The organism is Ferrimonas balearica, from assembly GCF_019802085.1.
GTDB lineage: Bacteria > Pseudomonadota > Gammaproteobacteria > Enterobacterales > Shewanellaceae > Ferrimonas > Ferrimonas balearica_B.
In genome coordinates this window covers 410490-428056 of record NZ_JAHVHV010000002.1, presented here as the reverse complement: position 1 = coordinate 428056, position 17567 = coordinate 410490, and the positions used below count along the sequence as shown (strand labels likewise).

Annotated in this window: 19 protein-coding genes; 12 read left to right on the top strand and 7 right to left on the bottom strand. The window is 61.7% G+C overall.

Annotated elements, in window-relative coordinates; all coding sequences use genetic code 11:
• Nucleotides 1-414: 414 nt before the first annotated feature.
• The 3 genes from KUV81_RS10270 to KUV81_RS10260 form a co-directional block, all read right to left on the bottom strand.
• A complete protein-coding gene (locus KUV81_RS10270) occupies nt 415-885 on the bottom strand; it encodes a hypothetical protein (RefSeq protein ID WP_222543775.1) in 471 nt (156 codons plus the stop codon).
• Complete coding sequence (locus KUV81_RS10265; RefSeq protein WP_222543774.1) at nt 882-1304, bottom strand: hypothetical protein; 423 nt, start codon at nt 1302-1304, stop codon at nt 882-884. The genes KUV81_RS10270 and KUV81_RS10265 overlap by 4 nt, the downstream gene beginning before the upstream one ends.
• A gap of 316 nt (nt 1305-1620) precedes the next feature.
• Nucleotides 1621-3669, bottom strand: coding sequence for an AAA family ATPase (locus KUV81_RS10260; RefSeq protein WP_222543773.1), 2049 nt, complete (start codon nt 3667-3669; stop codon nt 1621-1623).
• Nucleotides 3670-3867: 198 nt separating this feature from the next.
• Here KUV81_RS10260 and KUV81_RS10255 point away from each other — a divergent pair, with 198 nt between their 5' ends.
• The 8 genes from KUV81_RS10255 (at nt 3868) to KUV81_RS10220 (ending at nt 10573) form a co-directional block, all read left to right on the top strand.
• On the top strand, nt 3868-4617 hold the full coding sequence (locus KUV81_RS10255; RefSeq protein ID WP_222543772.1) for a helix-turn-helix domain-containing protein: 750 nt from the start codon (nt 3868-3870) through the stop codon (nt 4615-4617).
• Nucleotides 4618-4820: 203 nt separating this feature from the next.
• The gene (locus KUV81_RS10250; RefSeq protein WP_222543771.1) at nt 4821-5564 is read left to right on the top strand and encodes an ATP-binding protein; all 744 of its coding nucleotides are present in this window, start codon (nt 4821-4823) and stop codon (nt 5562-5564) included.
• Between the two features lie 9 nt (nt 5565-5573).
• Nucleotides 5574-6077, top strand: coding sequence for a DUF669 domain-containing protein (locus tag KUV81_RS10245; protein WP_222543770.1), 504 nt, complete (start codon nt 5574-5576; stop codon nt 6075-6077).
• A 242-nt stretch (nt 6078-6319) separates the two neighbouring features.
• A complete protein-coding gene (locus tag KUV81_RS10240) occupies nt 6320-7501 on the top strand; it encodes a site-specific integrase (RefSeq protein WP_222543769.1) in 1182 nt (393 codons plus the stop codon).
• 224 nt (nt 7502-7725) lie between these two features.
• Nucleotides 7726-9006, top strand: coding sequence for a DEAD/DEAH box helicase (locus KUV81_RS10235; RefSeq protein WP_222543768.1), 1281 nt, complete (start codon nt 7726-7728; stop codon nt 9004-9006).
• Nucleotides 9007-9067: 61 nt separating this feature from the next.
• The gene (locus KUV81_RS10230) at nt 9068-9277 is read left to right on the top strand and encodes a hypothetical protein (protein ID WP_222543767.1); all 210 of its coding nucleotides are present in this window, start codon (nt 9068-9070) and stop codon (nt 9275-9277) included.
• Nucleotides 9278-9373: 96 nt separating this feature from the next.
• Nucleotides 9374-9811, top strand: coding sequence for an acyl-CoA thioesterase (locus KUV81_RS10225; RefSeq protein ID WP_222543766.1), 438 nt, complete (start codon nt 9374-9376; stop codon nt 9809-9811).
• Between the two features lie 3 nt (nt 9812-9814).
• Entirely contained in the window at nt 9815-10573 is a 759-nt protein-coding gene (locus KUV81_RS10220) for an NRDE family protein (RefSeq protein WP_222543765.1), read from the top strand.
• On the opposite strand, the gene KUV81_RS10215 is transcribed toward KUV81_RS10220, so the two are convergent.
• The 3 genes from KUV81_RS10215 to KUV81_RS10205 form a co-directional block, all read right to left on the bottom strand.
• Nucleotides 10570-10863, bottom strand: coding sequence for a hypothetical protein (locus KUV81_RS10215; protein ID WP_222543764.1), 294 nt, complete (start codon nt 10861-10863; stop codon nt 10570-10572). The two genes, KUV81_RS10220 and KUV81_RS10215, sit on opposite strands and share 4 nt — an antisense overlap.
• A gap of 108 nt (nt 10864-10971) precedes the next feature.
• Nucleotides 10972-11427 (bottom strand): YbjN domain-containing protein, encoded by a 456-nt coding sequence (locus KUV81_RS10210; RefSeq protein WP_222543763.1) that lies wholly within the window; start codon nt 11425-11427, stop codon nt 10972-10974.
• A 148-nt stretch (nt 11428-11575) separates the two neighbouring features.
• A complete protein-coding gene (locus tag KUV81_RS10205; protein ID WP_222543762.1) occupies nt 11576-12271 on the bottom strand; it encodes a pseudouridine synthase in 696 nt (231 codons plus the stop codon).
• Nucleotides 12272-12400: 129 nt separating this feature from the next.
• Here KUV81_RS10205 and KUV81_RS10200 point away from each other — a divergent pair, with 129 nt between their 5' ends.
• Complete coding sequence (locus tag KUV81_RS10200; protein WP_222543761.1) at nt 12401-13309, top strand: cation diffusion facilitator family transporter; 909 nt, start codon at nt 12401-12403, stop codon at nt 13307-13309.
• A 74-nt stretch (nt 13310-13383) separates the two neighbouring features.
• The gene (locus KUV81_RS10195; protein ID WP_222543760.1) at nt 13384-13971 is read left to right on the top strand and encodes an energy transducer TonB; all 588 of its coding nucleotides are present in this window, start codon (nt 13384-13386) and stop codon (nt 13969-13971) included.
• Here KUV81_RS10195 and yjeH read toward each other — a convergent pair.
• Nucleotides 13968-15227, bottom strand: a complete 1260-nt coding sequence (gene yjeH / locus KUV81_RS10190; protein ID WP_222543759.1) for an L-methionine/branched-chain amino acid transporter — start codon at nt 15225-15227, stop codon at nt 13968-13970. The genes KUV81_RS10195 and yjeH overlap by 4 nt on opposite strands.
• Before the next feature lie 113 nt (nt 15228-15340).
• Between yjeH and KUV81_RS10185 the strand changes: the two genes are divergently transcribed.
• Both KUV81_RS10185 and ggt read left to right on the top strand, forming a co-directional pair.
• Entirely contained in the window at nt 15341-15766 is a 426-nt protein-coding gene (locus tag KUV81_RS10185) for an Lrp/AsnC family transcriptional regulator (RefSeq protein ID WP_222543758.1), read from the top strand.
• Nucleotides 15767-15886: 120 nt separating this feature from the next.
• On the top strand, nt 15887-17551 hold the full coding sequence (gene ggt, locus KUV81_RS10180) for a gamma-glutamyltransferase (RefSeq protein WP_222543757.1): 1665 nt from the start codon (nt 15887-15889) through the stop codon (nt 17549-17551).
• The last annotated feature ends 16 nt before the right edge of the window (nt 17552-17567 follow it).

The window sequence follows — 17567 nt, the reverse complement described above, 5'->3', positions numbered from 1 at the left end:
CTCGCTCTAAGTTGTCGACCCTCGCCTCCATGGCTGACAGGATCTCGGACTTGCGATTAAGGCGGTCCCCATGCTTCTCGAGCTTGACGTCGAGTCTAGCTAGATGGCGAGTCGCTTCGACCAAGAGAATATCGACCCCGGTCAGGGCCTCGGCTGTCTTCCGCTGATTCTCCCCAAGCTGGCCGATGTAGCCGACCCCGGCCAAAACCAGACCAATCGCGACACCAGTCGCAACGCCCCGATAGTCCATTTTTGAACCCCCAATAAAAAAACCCCTGAGCCACAGGGGCCTAGGGGTCGCAAGTAATACAGATTTGATCTGGAATCCGTTCCGGCTGAACTTTTCGCAGCCTATCTGGATTTAGAGGTTCGTGTAATTACCCAGAGGGGTCAATAGCGCGTCTGTGACGAGCGTCACAAATTCTCCCGATATTCGGAGTAAATGACGGCGTACTTAATCGAGAACATTCCAGCCACCAGGGCGACGGCTTCGCGATAGGTGATCGCTACCGAGTTATGGGAAACCTCGAACATGGGCGCACACTTACGGAACGACAACCCCATGAAGCTGACGGCGAATACCACCCTCGCGTGATGCCTGAACCGGTCGTCGTTTGCCAGTTGGGCCAGCAGCCGATCAACGGTCATGAACTCGAGCTCAGAGAAGCGATAAATCATCTCCGGCAGCGGTTCGAGTTCGGCCTCTTTCATCGACTTGTAGAAGTTCGCCGCGCTAGGGAAATCCCGAGAGTCCCGTTCTCGAGCCCAATGCCCCCACTCCCGGCAGAGCGAAGACGCCCGACCGATGGAGATGGACGTCGGAGGGGGCGGGGTGATCAGGCTGGCGTTGTGTCGGCGCTCCGCTTTGGACTGTGCATCGATCATTGAATCATTCCCTCCCGTACCAGTGAGCCGAAGTCTTCGACGGTCATAACGAAGTTACCGGTCAGGTGTTGGGTACTAGGGAGCGCCTTAGCCGACACCATCACCCGCCAAGCCATCCGGTCACCCCGGTAAGCAAGGACCGGAACCTTTCCGACCTTGATGGCTTGTTCTCGCGTCTCCGACCACCACCCAGCGACAAGCCCATCGGTCACCCGTTGATACCGCTTGCACTCAATCGCCAGATGGTGAACTAGCGCGATGGCTTCGTCAGGTTGGTTAGGCTCAGGTTCCAGATCGAACCCTCCCGCGAACTGATACTGATCCAACTTCCGGCGAAGCTTGATTCCGGTCCAAGCGTAAAACTCACCCGCGAATTCGCGCTCGGCGACCGCTCCTTTCGTCCTGCTCAACTTGCCCATTTTTTAACCTTGTACTCCTTGATCAAAGGTCAGTGGTCAAGGGGGGATGACCCCCCCCTTTAGGGGGGGGGTCATTCCCCCACCCTAAACCGCTGAGAGTTAACCAAGCTGGAAGCCGCATTCTTACTGGGTTTCTTGATTTCGTAACCGAAGATTACCCGAAGGCTTTCTCATCGATGTCTAACCAAACAGACGAAATCCAGTCCCCATGCGGGTTTGAGCTTGGTTAAGGGGTTTGGTTAAAAATCTCTAACCGAACCTTTTAACCATCGAAAACACCCCTTCTAACCGAACTCTCGGCCGAACATTTTTTGCACTATCCGGCTGAAAAACATACACGGCTGGTCGACGTCGACCCCCCCGCTTTTTCCCTCCAAACTCGATAGAATTTCCCCCCGACGAACACCCGCTCGCTCATGCTTGCCCCCTCGGGGATCAGACGCATTGCCCGGTTTGCGTTGCTGTCCCCAACGGCGAATCGGTCCTTCACATGCTCTTTCAGATCCGGCCAGTCGACGACGTCTCCGAGCCCCTTCATCTGCATAACTTCGACGAACCCGGTCATGGCGTCGTGCTTGGTCTTCATCTTCCGGCTCGACTTCGGAACGTCACCACCAGGGAAGACAGGGAGCAGAGACTCGCGGTTCGCCAAGGTCCATACCTCGGGCTGGTCGTCGATGGCTTCGCGCAATCGGACAGACTCAAAGGTCAGGGTCTTGTTGGGGGCTTCGAACTCCTTACAGAATCCGTCGCCATTGATGGTCAGCCGAGGCCGATCATCTTCTTGGACCTTTTTCACGAACAAGCCGAAGTCCAACGCAGCATGGAATGAACCATGCCCTCGGGGCGTCGGATTTCCGTCGCTGGTCTTCGGGGTGTGGTGGATGACGAGGTTCGTTACGCCGAACCGCTCACGGAGGGAGTCCATCGCCGCGATATACGAATTCATGTCCGTAGCATCGTTCTCCGAGCCTTCCATGGTTCGGGCGAGCGTATCCCAGATGATCAACCCGACCGGGTCACCGGACCTCTCGAGGTTCACGAGCTCAGAGATAACCCGAGACATCCCGTCGATGGAGTTCGGCTTCAGCGCGTAGGGCATCAGAACAACCGGACCCTGCAACCGCTGGTTGAGCATCCGGCCAGCAGCGCGGAGACGGTTCTTAATACCGGCGACACCCTCACCACAGACAATCATCACCCGGCAACGCTTCACCTTCTGCCCGTACCAGGGCGTTCCAGTGGCGACATGAGCGGCTAGGTTGACGGCGAGATAGGTCTTCATCGACTTAGGCGGTCCGAAGATAGAGCCGAGGCTCGCCCCCTGAATCATCCCGTCGACGATCATGTCGATGACTTCCGGCTCGTCGTCCCAATCGACGATCAGCTTCGAACGCCACTTCGGGTCATCGAGCCCTAGCTCGAGCGGTTCCTCGATGGGGCGAGGCTCCCACGTTGGGTTATTCCTCCGGTGAGTCTCGCGGATACTCTCGAAGACCTGTACGAGCTCAGCTTCGGGGAAGTCATCGCCGGCCTCGTGAGCAAACGCCAGAACCCCGCGAAGTAACGTCCAAGCAAGATCCTCGGGATAGCCTCGAGCCAACAGAGAACCCGCTAGGCGAGCATAATCGTTGTTCCTCGAACCCTCCTGAGGAACCTCGAAGGGCAAGTTCTGAATCGGCTCGTATGCGGTCGGGTCGAAGCCGAACCCCCCTTCCTCGAGAGGGACAATGTCGACTGCCGGAGCATCCTCGCCCCGGTTGTAAGCCTTGATCGCGGCAACGTCGGCGAGGGTGATCTCGCCCATGTCGGAGTGATGCGGGTCAGGGCAGAGCGCCGACCACTCGTAAATGACGCCCGAGGAATGAACCGAGCCAGCCGCGACGACGTATCCCCCAGTCCCCCGGATGTCGATCTTGTTCCGGCCAACAGAATTCCGGATGTCGAAGTCGGGCTTCGTGTAATAGAAATGCATCCCCTGAGACGTCGATACCCGAACCGGGGTGTGAGAGAGCTCCGTCTCGACGAAGTGAACCGCCTCTTCGGAATCCGCATCAATCACGATGAACGTCTTCCCGGTCACCAGCCCGATATTCGTCTCACTGGGGAACCGCTCGCACCAGTCTTCGAACTCTTGGTCCGAGACGTCTCGGCTCTGCAACTCCCGCCAAGTTGGGATAGCTGGCTTCTTAGGGAAACCCGCAACCGCCTCGGCCAGTTCAATATGGGTCAGGTCCCGATAATCGTCCCCCATCTTCTTTCGGCGCTCACGAACCGGGAGTTCGTGAGGTCCCGCGACAGCCGGGTTAAGCGGGATGGGCGTAAATCCCCTTTCGAGAAAGTCCGTGAGACGGTCAGCAAACATTTTGATGCCTTGAGGCAATTACGGGCAATCATCGTATGCTCAGCGTGACGAAAACCACAACCATAACGAACAATCTTTTGATGCACTTTTGGTTCTAAGCTTGTATCGCTATGTTCTTGATTTCGCGCCCAGTCCCCTTGTAGTCTCTATTCTGGCCCCGCAGGGGCGCGAAACTGTTATCTGTAGTTAAGGGTTAATATGTCTGCTTACCAACATGACGAAAGACAGCAAGCTATCTGCGACAAAATCCGCACATGGATGGATGAAAATCAAATTACCGTTAAAGGATTGGCGAAGATGACGGGATTATCTGCCGGTACGTTATCGCGTTGTATTGGTTCTGCTCCGACATATCCAATTTCGCAAAAAACCGCTCGTCGCATTGCTTTGTCAATGGGCGTAAATGTCGACGATCTGTGCAAGTATGACGCCCCAAAGTCGCCCGACTGGAAGGAAGACCCAGCCGACGCCGACCCCCGCAGATTGAGCTATAAGACGATGCGCGAGAACGAACTAGCTCACCAGAAGAAAGCCGATTACTTCTCAGCCTTAATCAAAGACCTAGATAAAAAGGTTCTCGATAGAGTAATCGAAGAGCTCCCCGACATTGCTAGAGAAAATGGGTTCGAGGCATGGTTCGAGGCCGGGAAGATGTTCGTCTTCAAAGAGACTCGTAGAGAGGTTCTCTTCGTGAGCGCCGGACTCCATGCCAAAGGCCGATTCACCATCTACAGAAAGCCCATCGAATTAAGCTACATTCCAGACAACCAGGTCGTTGTTATATATGGGCAAATAGACGGAAGAGATTTCGCTTACGGCTTTGGGAAAGACTTTGCGGATGTCTTGGACATAAACCACAAAGAAAAGGTGAGCCATATGCTCGTTATGACCGATGATTTGTTGAAGTCCACAACCGGACTTGATGTGACTCAGTTCAAACTTCTGTGACAAATTCTATAGGGGCTGAAAGATAGTGGAAAGGAACATTTAGCTCACGAAAAGCAACAACGGAGCGGCGGGTACGTCGACGGGACACATCAGAGGCATGACTCCCCGCGCCGCACTAGCGTAATTACCAACATTTACCCCATAGACGGGGACAATCATCGATCATAGACTCCTGATTTAAAGCAAATCATGGAGGCTTTCGCATGGGCTTCGACCTTTCGTGTATCGCAGTAACTAAGATCCTGCGACCACCCCGAATCATCCTGTATGGCGGGGCTGGAATCGGTAAGACGACCTTCGGCGCATATGCCCCAGATCCCGTTTTCATCTTCTCCGAGGATGGTGCTGGGTCCTTGAGCGTGAATGCTTTCCCCCTGGTGAAGTCGTTCTCCGACTTAATGTCGGCGGCAGATTCCCTGTTGCGAGGCGACCACCACTTCCAAACGGTTGTAATCGACTCCCTTGACCACATTGAGCCCCTGATTTGGGCCGAGACTTGCCGCCGCCACGGCTGGCAGGACATCGAGTCCCCCGGATACGGGAAGGGCTATGTATCGGCCTCCGAGGTTTGGCGCGAGTTCCTCTCCGCGATCGATGCCCTTCGCAACGAGCGGCATATGGGGATCATCTACCTTGCACACGATGAGGTTCGTCAGGTTAACGACCCGATGTCCGAGCCCTACGACCGACATCAGATCAAGCTTCATAAGCGAGCTTCCGAACTTGCCCAAGAATGGGTCGACTGCGTTTTGTTCGCGACGAAGAAGCTTGTCATCGTCCAAGACGACGCAGGGTTCAACAAGAAGATTGCCCGAGGCGTCTCCACCGGACAGCGCGTCATGCTGACTCACGGCGAACCGGCGTACCTCGCGAAAAACCGTTACAACCTCCCGGCAGAACTCCCCCTCGAATGGGCGGCATTCGAGAACGCCTTTAACCAGCAGTAAGGAATAAAGATGGATTTTGGATTTGACCCCAGTCAGTACCAGCCAAGCGAGAACAACTTCTCTCCCCTCCCTCGAGGCGAGTACCCGGTTCTGATTACCGGCGCTCGGATGGAAGACAACCAGAAGCGCACCGGCAAGCTTTGCATCGTTGAGCTTCAGGTAACCGACGGTCAGTTCAAGGGTCGTAAGCTTTGGCACAACATGAACATCTGGCACCAGTCCGAACAGGCTCAAGAGATCGGGCGAAAGGAGCTCTCTGGCTTGCTGCAAGCTATCGGGAAGCCGAACTCTCGCAACATGGCTGAGCTTCAAAACACCGTATGTCTCGCTCAGGTCACCCTGAAGGATGGCAAAAACGAGATCTGGGGCTATGCACCTATCCCCGGAGCTCTGGCACAACAGGCCAACCAGCAGCCGCGACAGCATCAGTATTCCGGATCACCGGGCGGCATGGCTGACCAGCGCCAGTACCGAGACGAGGCGTTCCGAGCTCAGGCTAACGCCACCGGCTAGGGTCAGAACTAATGGAGCGAAGCGGCTGCGTCTTGTTGACGAAGTACCTCGAATTGACCGGAGACACCAGGGACGCCGTTAAGAAGCGCATCCAGCGCGGGTACTGGGTAAGGGGAACGCATTTTTACACGATCCCCGGCTTCAAGGAGAAATGGATCGACGTTGAAGCGGTTACCGAATGGGTCAGGAATCACCCATCGTGATTTAATAAGCCCCGCAAGGGGCTTTTTCTTGGAGGAAACATGAGGAACAAGAAACAGGAAGGGATGCCACCCGGCGTCATGATTAGAACCTATGCGAGCGGCAAGGAAGCGATTTACGTCCGTTTCTCCCTTAACGGCAGGGCCTTTAGAGAGAAAGTCGAAGGACTCGACCCGGACAGTCGCCGCGACATTAGAGCGGCTGGACAACTCGTCCAGAGCATCAAGCATCAGATTTTCACTAATACATTCGACTACGCAAGAACCTTTCCAAAAGGCTCGAAGATTGACGAGTTTACTCGTTCTCGAACCCCTCACAACATTCGGACATGGCTGGTCGAGTACCAGAAGATGAACGAGCGCCGAGGATTGTCACCAAACACCGTCGCCAGCTATGAGCGATGGCTCACCAAGTTCGGGCTGATTGACCGCATCCCCCTAGAGCGGCTCAAGGCCAGCGACATCGCCGAATGGATCATGTCTTCGAACCAAGCTGCCTCAGTCATTAGAGGTCAGTTCCGTTTTCTGAGGGCGGCACTCGATGAAGCCGTACTCGCCGACGTCATCAACGCCAACCCGGCCCGGTCGGTTAGGCCTAACCGATACATCCGTACCGACTACGAGGAAAAGGAGTGCGATCCGTTCACCAGGTCGGAGAGAGACGACATCGTCGAGGCCGCTTTTTCCTTGGACGAAAGGGCGGGACTGGTGATCGAGTTCTGGTTCGAGGTAGGCGTTCGGACCTCGGAGTTAATCGGCCTCAAATGGGATTGCGTCGACCTGAACCGGAAACAGATCCACATCCGGAGAGCTCGAACCTGTAACGGCGTCGAGCGGGAAACCGTCAAGACTAAGAAGAGTCGGAGAACGATTGACCTCACGCCTAGAGCTTGCGAACTCCTTAAACGGCAGAAGGCATACTCCTTCTTACTCGGAGAATACGTCTTCCTTAACCGACAGGGAGCTCCGTATCACGACCCCGGTCGCTTCTCTAAGGTCTGGTGGAAGAAGGTCATCGAAGCCTCGGGGGTTCGCTACCGTCGCGCCTACACAATCAGGCACACATACGCCAGTCACCACATCACCGAGGGCTGCAATCTCTTCTGGCTAATGGATCAGATGGGCCATACATCGCTCGAGATGCTCTCTCAGGTCTACGGGAAGTTCATGTCGGAACGGACCGAGAGGGGCTCTCTCGAAGTGCGAGGGGGAGAGAAAGTGTGACAGAGTTCAAAAAACCAAACCACTGCCAAACTTTTTTAGCATCAACAATCACGCAACAACAATATACACAAACATTCTAAATTTTAGACCCGAAATTGGGTTCGTCCGTATATGGCCCCCGCCATCCCTTCGGAAACGTAAGTTCTTGTTTTGACTGTGGATATCTTTTGCCTCCGCGATCCTTTATAATCCCGGTAGATTTTTCTGCCCCTTAGGTCATTACCATGAGTTTCGCCTCCCAGGGCTTCGCCCCAGAGATTGTCCGTGCCCTCGAGCTTGGCGGCTACAGCAAGATGACGCCGATCCAGAGCAAGGCGATCCCCCTGGCCCGCAAGGGCCACGACATCCTGGCCAACGCCCAGACCGGCACCGGCAAAACCGCCGCCTTCGCCCTGCCCATACTGCAGCGGATGCTGGATGATCCCAGCCCCCGGGCCCGGCGCCACATCCGCGCCCTGGTGCTGGCCCCCACCCGGGAGCTGGCCCAGCAGGTCTCGGACAACATCACCCACTACAGCCAGTTCCTGCCCCTGACCTGTGCCGTGGCCTACGGCGGGGTGAAGATGGCCGGCCAGGCCCGGGCCCTGGAGCCGGGGGTCGATCTGCTGGTGGCCACCCCGGGTCGGCTGCAGGAGCTGGTGGAGACCCACCAGGTGAGCCTGGCCAAGGTGGAGTTCCTGGTGCTGGACGAGGCGGATCGCATGCTGGACATGGGCTTTATCGGCGACATCCAGCGGATCCGCGCCCAGATCAAACTGCCCCACCAGACCCTGCTGTTCTCCGCCACCTACCCGCCGAAGATGAAACAGCTGGCCAGCGAACTGCTGAACAAGCCCAAGCTGGTGGCCGTGGGGGAGGACAACCGCACCGCGGAGACCGTGGCCCACGTGTTTTACCCGGTGGACGAGTCCCGCAAGACCGAACTGCTGTCGGAGCTGATTGGCCGCAAGAACTGGCAACAGGTGCTGGTGTTCGTCAACTACAAGGAGCACGCCGACGCCATCGCCGAGGAGCTCAACGCCGATGGCCTGGCCACCGGGGTGTGCCACGGTGACCGCAGCCAGGGCAACCGCCGTCGGGCGCTGAAGGAGTTCAAGGAGGGCAAGCTGCGGGTGCTGGTGGCCACCGACGTGGCGGCCCGCGGGCTGGACATCCAGGGCCTGCCCCACGTGGTCAACTTCGACCTGCCCTTCTTGGCGGAGGACTACGTCCACCGCATCGGCCGCACCGGTCGGGCCGGCCTGCAGGGCCACGCCGTCTCCCTGGTGGGGCGCGAGGATGAGCTGACCGCGGTGCAGATCGAGAAGCTGATTGGCCAGCGGGTGCGCCGGGTTGAGCAGCCCGGCTACGAGGTGACCAACCGGGAGGCGCTGCTGGACAAGCTGCACCACAAGCCGGCGTTTCGCGACCGCCGCGGCCGCACCAACCGCTCCGACGATCAATTCGCCGCAGAGCGCCAGCTCCGGGTCCGCCAGGCGGCACGCAACCGTCTGAAAAACAAATAAACACGGCGCCCTTAGCGGGCGCCTATACTGTCTCCCAGGACCACCGTTTCTGGGAGGCACCATGACCCAACCCCTCTGCACCGAGTGTCAGGCCCTGCTGCAACAGCAGCCGGATCACCCCCACGAGCAGCTCCAGGAGTTTGCCCACAACGAAGCCAGTACCGTGGACGGCGGCTTCAGTGAGCACGAGTACCAGTGTCAGCGCTGTGGCCATCGTTTGCGCCACATGAGCGGCATCATCATGGACAGCGGCTGGAGTGAAATGCCCTGAATTCCCTGCCCGGTGCCGTCAGGCGCCGGGCCCCTCTTGTCGACACCGCCTCCCGCTGCTAACTTCAGAACCTCGAATCCAAACGAGTGTTTAAATATGGACGCCTTTACGCGCGACTACCCCATCCAGGTGGAAATCCCGGTGGCCTGGGGGGAGATGGACGCCCTGCAGCACGTCAACAATGCCGTCTACTTCCGTTACTTCGAGACCGCCCGTCTCCACTTCTTCGACCGCCTGGACCTGATGGCCCAACTGCAGCAGCGGGGGATCGCCCCGGTGCTCAGCGAAACCCGGGCCCGCTTTCGCCGCCCCGTGACCTACCCCGACCGTCTGAGCGTCGGGGCCCGGATCGCCACCCTGGGGGAGGACCGCTTCACCATGACCTACGGCGTCTTCAGCCACCGACAACAGACCCTCGCCACTCTGGGCGAGGCCGAGGTGGTGATGGTGGCCATCGACCGGGGCCGCAAGACGGTGATCCCCGACGCGATCCGGGCGGTGCTGGCCGGCCAGTTGGCCGAAGCGGTGGTCTGAGCGATGTGCATCATCGCCCTGGAGTGGCGACCGGGCAGCGACTGTCCATTGACGCTGCTGGCCAACCGCGACGAGTTCTATGCCCGCCCTGCTGAGGGGGTGCAGTGGTGGCCCCAGGGGTTCTGGGCCGGTAAGGATCTGGAGGCGGGGGGCAGCTGGCTGGGACTCAGCCAGGACGGGGCCCTGGCGGCGGTCACCAACGTGCGGGATCCCGCCGCGCCCCGGGGGGCCCGCTCCCGGGGCGAGCTGGTCACCGATTTTCTCGCTGGCGGCATGGCGGTGGAGGCCTACCAGGAAGGCATTCGGTCGCGCCGGGACGCCTACGGCCCCTTCAACCTGCTGCTGGCCCGGGGCGACCGGCTCTGCTACTACGCCAATCTGGAGGACGAGGTGCAGACCCTGGCACCGGGGCGCTACGGGCTCAGCAACGCCCGTCTCAACACCCCCTGGCCCAAGGTGGTGCGCCTGACCGACGCCCTGGCCCGGGGAGTAGACGGCCCGCTGGCGAGCCTGGCCGAGGCCCTGGCGGATCCCTGGCAGCCGGCGGACGCGGCGCTGCCGGATACGGGGATCGGCTGGGAGTGGGAGCGGGCCCTGGCCCCCATCTTTATCCAGAGCGACCACTACGGCACGCGCAGCAGCACCGCTCTGCGCCTGGACAGGGCGGGGCGCTTTCTCTGGCTGGAGCGGGAATACGGCCCCGAGGGGGCACGGCGTGACGCGGCCCACCGGGGCCAGCTGACACAGCCCCTGGGACGCTAGCGGGGATCCTCCGGCACCTCTTCACCGAGGATGACGTTTTCCGGCATCCCCTCGGGCTGGCAGAACAGCTCCCGGGTGGTCTGGTGCTTCTGGCAGTGGCCGCCGGTTTCGATGCCGGTGGGGCCGATGATGGTGCAGGCGTCGCCGGACTTGAACCCCTTGCAGGCTTCCACCATCCGCGGCGGCAGCTTCACCTTCTCATCCGGGGCCCCCTCCTCCTTGGCCTGGGCCGGCAGGGCCAGGCCTGCACCAATCAGTAGCATCAGGGCCAGCGTGGGTCTTATGGTCATGGTGTTTCTCTCCGTCGGTTCCTGCAGAAAAAGGTAGACGGCTCAGTGACCCAGCGCCAGAAAGCGAAACGGGGCCCGAGGGCCCCGTTGTGGTGACAAGCCTGCGGTTTAGAGCATGTTGTCTTCGAAGGTTTCCATCGCCACCTTCCACCAGTCGATGGTGTCTTCCAGGTTGTCGCGGCTGACGCCCTTGTGCAGGTTGACGGTGAACTCGATGTTCGGATCGCCGTCGCCGTCCAGGTAGGCCTTGCCGTAACGGGTGGTCTCGTTCCACTCGTTGATGTCGGTCAGGGTCACGCCGGTGCCACCCCAGGCAGCGTTGAACTGGATCTCGCGGCAACGACGGCCATCATCACAGCCGTAGAAGTAGATGACGTAGCGGGTGCCGTTGATGCGACCGACGATCATGGGATCCCCTTCCCCATCGGTATCCAGGCTGGCAGAGCCGAAGCCCCGGGCCAGGTTCATGATTTCAGAGGGGTTGGTGGCATCGACGAGGTCGGCGGAAAAAGCGGGCGCCGCCATAATCAGGGCGGAAGCCGCGAAGGCACGGAACAGGGTCATGACCGTCTCCTTGGTCGAAAAAAAGGCAGGTATATGAATTAGTAACAGCGTTACTGCAGGAACCATTGTCGTGTGCGAATGGGCTTCGTTCAACCCACATTCGCGCATTTTTTGCCACTTTCTTGCCACTGGGGGCTCCGTTCGCGGCCTAACCGCCCACCGAGCGCACCTCCGCCTCGGTCAATACCCGCCACTCCCCGGGGGCCAGGGCGGGATCCAGCTCAATGCCGCCGATCGCCTCACGATGCAGGGCGGTGACCTTGTTGCCGATGGCGGCGAACATCCGCTTCACCTGGTGGTACTTGCCCTCCTGGATGGTCAGCAGGGCTTCCCGTTCGGCCACCCGCTCCAGCACCGCCGGCAGGGTCAAGCCGTCCTCGCTGTGCAGCTGTACCCCCTGCTCGAACTGGGCCACCGCCGACTCGGGTACCGGATCCGCCAGCCAGACCCGGTAGCGCTTGGCGCACTGGCGCCGGGGAGCGGTGATCTGGTGGCACCACTGGCCGTCCTCGCTGAGCAGCACCAAACCCGTGGTGTCCACATCCAGGCGACCGGCGATCCTTAAGGTCTCCCGCTTGGGCAGGTCCACCAGGTTCAGGATGGAGGGGTAGAGCTCGTCCACGTTGGAGCAGAGAAAATCCACCGGCTTGTGCAGCATCAGGTAACGGGTGGCCACCGGGCCCAGCGGCCGCCCTTCCAGGGTCACCAGGGTGTCTTCGCTGACTTTGAAACCGGGATCCTTTACCACCACCCCATCACAGGTAACCAGCTGGTCACGGAGGGCTTTCTTGGCCATGGAGCGGGTGAGATCGGTGCAGCTGCAGAGGTATTTGTCGAGGCGCATGGCATCTGGGTTCAAAAGGGTTTGGGCCATTATCCGGATTTTCGCCGCCCCAGGCGATCCCTTCGCGCGCCTTGCGCTTCGGCCAAGGGGTGTTAGCTTCAAAACTCGCCCTTTCGCCTGGAGTCTGCCATGGCCGCCGGAGCCAACTCTCTCAAGTCGATTCTCTACGCCCTCGCCGCCAACCTCTCCATCGCCCTCGCCAAGCTGGCGGCGGCCCTGGTCACCCACTCCGGCGCCATGATGGCCGAGGCGATCCACTCCTTTGCCGACGCCGGCAACCAGCTGCTGTTGCTGCTGGGGCTCAAAACCGCCAAGCGTCCCCCCAGCCCGCAGCACCCCCTGGGCTACGGCAAGACCATCTACTTCTGGTCCTTTATCGTCGCCATCATGCTGTTCAGCATGGGCGGGCTCTACTCCCTCTATGAGGGGTGGCACAAGCTGCACGACCCCCAGCCCCTCAACAGCCCCTGGATCGCCGTGGCGGTGCTGCTGTTCGCCATCGTGGCCGAAGGGCTCTCCTTTCGGGCCTGTCTGGTGGAGGTCAACAAGGAGCGGGCGGGGCGCAGCTACTGGCGCTGGTTCCGGGAAACCCGCTCCAGCGCCCTGCTGGTGATCTTCGGCGAGGACCTGGCGGCCCTGCTGGGCCTGGTATTGGCCCTGGTGTTCGTGCTGCTGACCATGATCACCGGCGATCCCACCTTCGACGCCTACGGCAGCCTGGCCATCGGCGGCCTGCTGGTGCTGATCGCGGTGTTCATCGGCATCGAGGTCAAGTCGCTCATCATCGGTCAGGGGGTGGAGCCGCGGATCCGATCCCAGATGACGGAATTCATCGCCGAGCAGGAGGGAGTGGTCGAGGTGTTCAACCTGCTCAGCCTGCAGCTGGGGGAGGACGTGATGGTGGCGGTCAAGGTGCGCATGGCGCCGCACCCGGACGCCGATGCCATGGTGGCCCGGATCAACGCCATCGAGGCGGCGTTCAAGGGGGCCTTTCCCCAGGTGGTGTGGCTGTTCTTCGAGCCGGACCTGGCCGACTGAGCACCAACCGCCGCTTGTAACAATTTGTAAATGGGTCTAAAGGTTTAATTGAGTCAATAAGATAGGGAGGTCCTATGATTCGATTTCACGCCTTACCCCTGGCCGCACTGATCACCTTCGGGCTGTTCGCCTGGATGGCCTCGCTGGTGCAGCTGGGGGGCCGAGCCCCCATGGTCGCCGCGCCCCCCACCCTGCCGGATCTGGTGTTTGACCGCCAGGACGCCGAGCCCCGCGTCGCACCGCCCAGGACGCTGCCGCCCAAACCCGAGGTGTTGTCACCGCCCCAGACGCCTCCCCGAGGGACCGACGACCCCGGCCCGGGCTGGGGCGCCCCCACCCATCTGGATCCGCCCGAGCGGCCCACCCTCTCCCCGCCCACGGACGGGTTTGCACCGAGCGGTGCCACCCCCTTGGTGCGGATCCCGCCCCGCTACCCCATGGAGCAGGCCCGCGCCGGCACCGAGGGTTACGTGGTGTTGAGTTTCCGCCTCTCCGCTTCCGGTGAGGTGCGGGACATCCAGGTGGTGGAAGCCCAGCCCAAGCGGGCCTTCGAACGCGCCGCTATCGCCGCGCTGCGCCAGTGGCGCTACCGCCCGGGCCAGGACACCGACATCCGCCTGCAGGTGCGCCTGGACTTCACCCTGGCCCCCGAGGCCCCCTAGCGGCCAGCACGCTCCATCGGGCTGGGCTGGGGGTGGCGACGCAACCAGCTCAGCCAGCCCAGCACCAGAACCATGGCGCCCACCCCGTAAATCAGGGCCCAACCCAGGGCATAACCCAGCAGGGCACTGAAGCTGGCCCCCGCCAGGGCCATCCAGCGGTATCGTCCCCCCAGCAGCTTGTAACCCGCCGCCATCGCCAGCAGGTAGATCACCACGAACAGGCCGTTGACCCAGGGCAGCAGGACGTCAAAGTCCAGCCCGGTGAGGTAGGCCACCAGCAGGGAGCTGGCCAGCACACCGGCCAGGCCCAGCAGGGCCCGTTGGGGCACCCGGTGCCGGTTCAGCGGTGCCAGGACGCTGGGCAGGTAGCCCTGCTGACTCAGGCTCCAGATCAATCGGGACATGGCATTGAGGTAGGTGTTCATGGTGGCGATCCCCGCCAGGATCCCCAAAAGCCCAATCACCCAGGCCCCGCCACCGCCGAGGCTGAGGTCAAACAGCGCCACCATGGCCAACCCCTCCCCCTGGGGCAGGGCCAGAACCAGCGCGGTGCCGCACAGGTAGATCCCCCCCACCAGCACCGTGGCCCAGAGCATCGCCGGCACAAAATCCCGTTCCGGCGAGCGGAACTCGGCGGAAAGGTGGCTCATCGCCTCCACCCCCAGGTAGCTCCAGATCGCCACCCCGGCGGCGGCCAGCATAGCACCGCGCTGCCAGGACTCGCCCAGCGGCGCCAGGGAGACATCGGCCCGGCCGAACACTAAAACGGCGATGCCGACCATCACCGCCAGGATCACCAGGGTCAAGCCAAACTGCAGCCGGCCGGAGAGCTGCACCCCCCGCAGGTTGAGACCTACCATGGCCATCAGCACCCCGAGCTGAGCCAGCAGGGTGGCGGCGGGGGAGAGGGGCACCAGGGCGTGGACAAACTCGAAGGTCATCATCATCGCCGCCGGCAGTCCCACCGGGGCGGCGAACAGGAACACCAGCCCTACCGCCGCGCCGGCCCGCGTGCCGAACGCCTGGGCGACGAAGTAGGCGGGCCCTCCGGCGCTGGGGTAGCGCCGGCCCAGCTGGGCGAACACCAGGGTGATGGGCAGCATCGCCAGGATCAGCAATCCCCAGGCCCACATGGCGCCGGCCCCGGCCATGCTCACCGTCAGCTGCGGCAGGATAAAAACGCTGGTGCCCAGCAGGGCGGTAGCCAGCAGGCCGATGCCTTGCCAGCGGGTAATGGAGGGATTTAAGGTGGTCATCGCGGTTCCTTGGCCATCAAACACCGATGCGCTAGTGTACGCCCAGGACGGCCCGCAGGTCGTCGCCAATGACCGGCAGATCGTCGGCTTTCACCCGCAACCGGATCCCAAGGATGAATCCACTCGACAAGTTTGACCAGGCCATCATCACCGCCCTGCGCCACGACGCACGCCAGAGCATCTCCGCCATCGCCGAACAGGTGAACCTCTCCCGCTCCTCGGTTTCCGAGCGGATCAAGCGGCTGGAACAGAACGGCGTGATCCGGGGCTACCGGGTGCTGCTGCGCCCCAGCGCCCGCACCGACGTCAGCGCCTATTTCGAGATCCGCCACAACCAGAAGCAGTGCAAAGCCCTGGCGGACCGGCTCAAGCTGTTCCCCGAGGTGCAAAGCTGCCACGGCATCACCGGTGAAATTGACCTGCTGGTGCTGGTGCGGGCCGACTCCATGCAGCGCCTGCACCAGATCCGCGAAGAGATCGAAGCCCTGCCCGCCATCACTAAGATCGTCACCCACGTGGTGATGAGTGAATGGTTCTGAGCCGGCTCGGATATTCAGGCCATCACACCGCTTCGGTTCGCCATTGCAGGGGCTCACGCCTTCCCCTGCATCCGAAGGCGACTTAAGTTAGGGAAACCGTCCGCCATAGAACGAGGTTGTATGACCATTCGACGCCGTCTTCTGCTGCTTCTCCTGCTCTGGGCCCCGACCGCCTGGGCCGGCCAGGGCGCCATCGCCGCACCTGATCGCCACGGTGCCGAGACCGGAGCCGCCATCCTGGCGGCAGGGGGCAACGCCGTGGACGCCGCCGTGGCCACCGCCTTCACCCTGGCCGTCACTTACCCGGAAGCGGGCAACCTCGGCGGGGGCGGCTTTATGACCCTCTTTGTCGATGGCCAGCCCCATTTCCTCGACTTTAGGGAGACGGCGCCGGCCGCCGCCCACCGGGACCTGTTCCTGGACGAACAGGGTCAGGTGATCCCGGATCTGAGCCTGGTGGGGGGCAAGGCGGTGGGGGTGCCCGGCACCGTGATGGGCCTGTGGCAGGCCCACCAGCGATTCGGCCGGCTGCCCTGGGCGGATCTGCTGGCCCCGGCCATCGCACTGGCCGACCAGGGGTTTCTCCCTCACCCCCAGTTGCTGGCGCGCCAGCAAGACGCACTGGCCTACTTCGGCAAGCGCACCAACTTCGCCGCCCACTTCGGCCAGATGGCCAGCGACACCCCCTTTAAACAACCGGCCCTGGCCGACACCCTGACCCGATTGGCCGAGCAGGGCCCCAAGGATTTTTACCAGGGCCGTACCGCCGAGTTGCTGGTGGCCCAAGCGCTGCGCAGCGGCGGGCTCATCAGCCGGGCGGACCTGGCGGGCTACCAGGTCCACTGGCGGGCGCCCATTCGCCACAGCTGGCGGGGGCGCACCCTGGTGACCGCCCCGCCCCCCAGCTCCGGGGGGATCGCCCTGGCCCAGCTGCTGGCCCTGAAAGAGGCCCGGGCGGCGGACTTTGCCGGTCTGGCCCCCAACAGCGCCCAGTACGTGCACCTGGTGGCGGAGATTGAGAAACGGGTGTTTGCCGATCGCGCCCAGTACCTGGGGGATCCGGATTTCCACCCGGTGCCGGTGGCCAAGCTGCTGGCGCCGGACTACCTGGCCCGCCGGGCCAAGGAGGTGAGCCCCGATGCCATCTCCAACACTCTAGCGGTCAAACCCGGCCTGGAGTCCCCTCAGACCACCCATTTCTCCGTGGTGGATGGCCAGGGCAACGCCGTGTCCCTCACCACCACCTTGAACCTGGACTTCGGTTCCGGGGTGGTGGTCCAGGGGGCGGGTTTCCTGCTCAACAACGAGATGGACGATTTCTCCGCCAAACCCGGGGTGCCCAACGCCTTCGGGGTGATCGGCGGTGAGGCCAACGCCATCGCCCCGGGCAAGCGGATGCTCTCCTCCATGAGCCCCACCCTGGTGGTGGCCGAGGATCAGGTGGAACTGGTGATCGGCACCCCCGGGGGCTCCACCATCTTCACCTCGGTGTTCCAGGTCATGAACAACCTCTATGACCACGGCATGACGCCCACCGAGGCAGTGGCCCTGCCCCGCTTCCATCACCAGTTGTGGCCCAAGGATGAGATCCGTCGGGAGCCCTTCGGCGACCTCACCCCCCAGGTGCGCTCCGCCCTGATGGCGATGGGCTACAAGCTGGTGGTGCAGGACTGGGATCTGGGCGACGTCCAGGTGCTCAAGCGCCAGGGTAGCGGCTGGCAGGGCGCCGCCGATCCCCGGGGCCGGGGCCAGGTGCTGAAGGTCACCACCCCAACCGCGCAATAACCCTCGGGGGGGCCGC

What these genes read in the sequence shown, in the direction of transcription:
- KUV81_RS10270 (WP_222543775.1), bottom strand. Translation starts at nt 885, where the DNA reads ATGATCGATGCACAGTCCAAAGCGGAGCGCCGACACAACGCCAGCCTG.
- KUV81_RS10265 (WP_222543774.1), bottom strand. Translation starts at nt 1,304, where the DNA reads ATGGGCAAGTTGAGCAGGACGAAAGGAGCGGTCGCCGAGCGCGAATTC.
- KUV81_RS10260 (WP_222543773.1), bottom strand. Translation starts at nt 3,669, where the DNA reads ATGTTTGCTGACCGTCTCACGGACTTTCTCGAAAGGGGATTTACGCCC.
- KUV81_RS10255 (WP_222543772.1), top strand. Translation starts at nt 3,868, where the DNA reads ATGTCTGCTTACCAACATGACGAAAGACAGCAAGCTATCTGCGACAAA.
- KUV81_RS10250 (WP_222543771.1), top strand. Translation starts at nt 4,821, where the DNA reads ATGGGCTTCGACCTTTCGTGTATCGCAGTAACTAAGATCCTGCGACCA.
- KUV81_RS10245 (WP_222543770.1), top strand. Translation starts at nt 5,574, where the DNA reads ATGGATTTTGGATTTGACCCCAGTCAGTACCAGCCAAGCGAGAACAAC.
- KUV81_RS10240 (WP_222543769.1), top strand. Translation starts at nt 6,320, where the DNA reads ATGAGGAACAAGAAACAGGAAGGGATGCCACCCGGCGTCATGATTAGA.
- KUV81_RS10235 (WP_222543768.1), top strand. Translation starts at nt 7,726, where the DNA reads ATGAGTTTCGCCTCCCAGGGCTTCGCCCCAGAGATTGTCCGTGCCCTC.
- KUV81_RS10230 (WP_222543767.1), top strand. Translation starts at nt 9,068, where the DNA reads ATGACCCAACCCCTCTGCACCGAGTGTCAGGCCCTGCTGCAACAGCAG.
- KUV81_RS10225 (WP_222543766.1), top strand. Translation starts at nt 9,374, where the DNA reads ATGGACGCCTTTACGCGCGACTACCCCATCCAGGTGGAAATCCCGGTG.
- KUV81_RS10220 (WP_222543765.1), top strand. Translation starts at nt 9,815, where the DNA reads ATGTGCATCATCGCCCTGGAGTGGCGACCGGGCAGCGACTGTCCATTG.
- KUV81_RS10215 (WP_222543764.1), bottom strand. Translation starts at nt 10,863, where the DNA reads ATGACCATAAGACCCACGCTGGCCCTGATGCTACTGATTGGTGCAGGC.
- KUV81_RS10210 (WP_222543763.1), bottom strand. Translation starts at nt 11,427, where the DNA reads ATGACCCTGTTCCGTGCCTTCGCGGCTTCCGCCCTGATTATGGCGGCG.
- KUV81_RS10205 (WP_222543762.1), bottom strand. Translation starts at nt 12,271, where the DNA reads ATGCGCCTCGACAAATACCTCTGCAGCTGCACCGATCTCACCCGCTCC.
- KUV81_RS10200 (WP_222543761.1), top strand. Translation starts at nt 12,401, where the DNA reads ATGGCCGCCGGAGCCAACTCTCTCAAGTCGATTCTCTACGCCCTCGCC.
- KUV81_RS10195 (WP_222543760.1), top strand. Translation starts at nt 13,384, where the DNA reads ATGATTCGATTTCACGCCTTACCCCTGGCCGCACTGATCACCTTCGGG.
- yjeH (WP_222543759.1), bottom strand. Translation starts at nt 15,227, where the DNA reads ATGACCACCTTAAATCCCTCCATTACCCGCTGGCAAGGCATCGGCCTG.
- KUV81_RS10185 (WP_222543758.1), top strand. Translation starts at nt 15,341, where the DNA reads ATGAATCCACTCGACAAGTTTGACCAGGCCATCATCACCGCCCTGCGC.
- ggt (WP_222543757.1), top strand. Translation starts at nt 15,887, where the DNA reads ATGACCATTCGACGCCGTCTTCTGCTGCTTCTCCTGCTCTGGGCCCCG.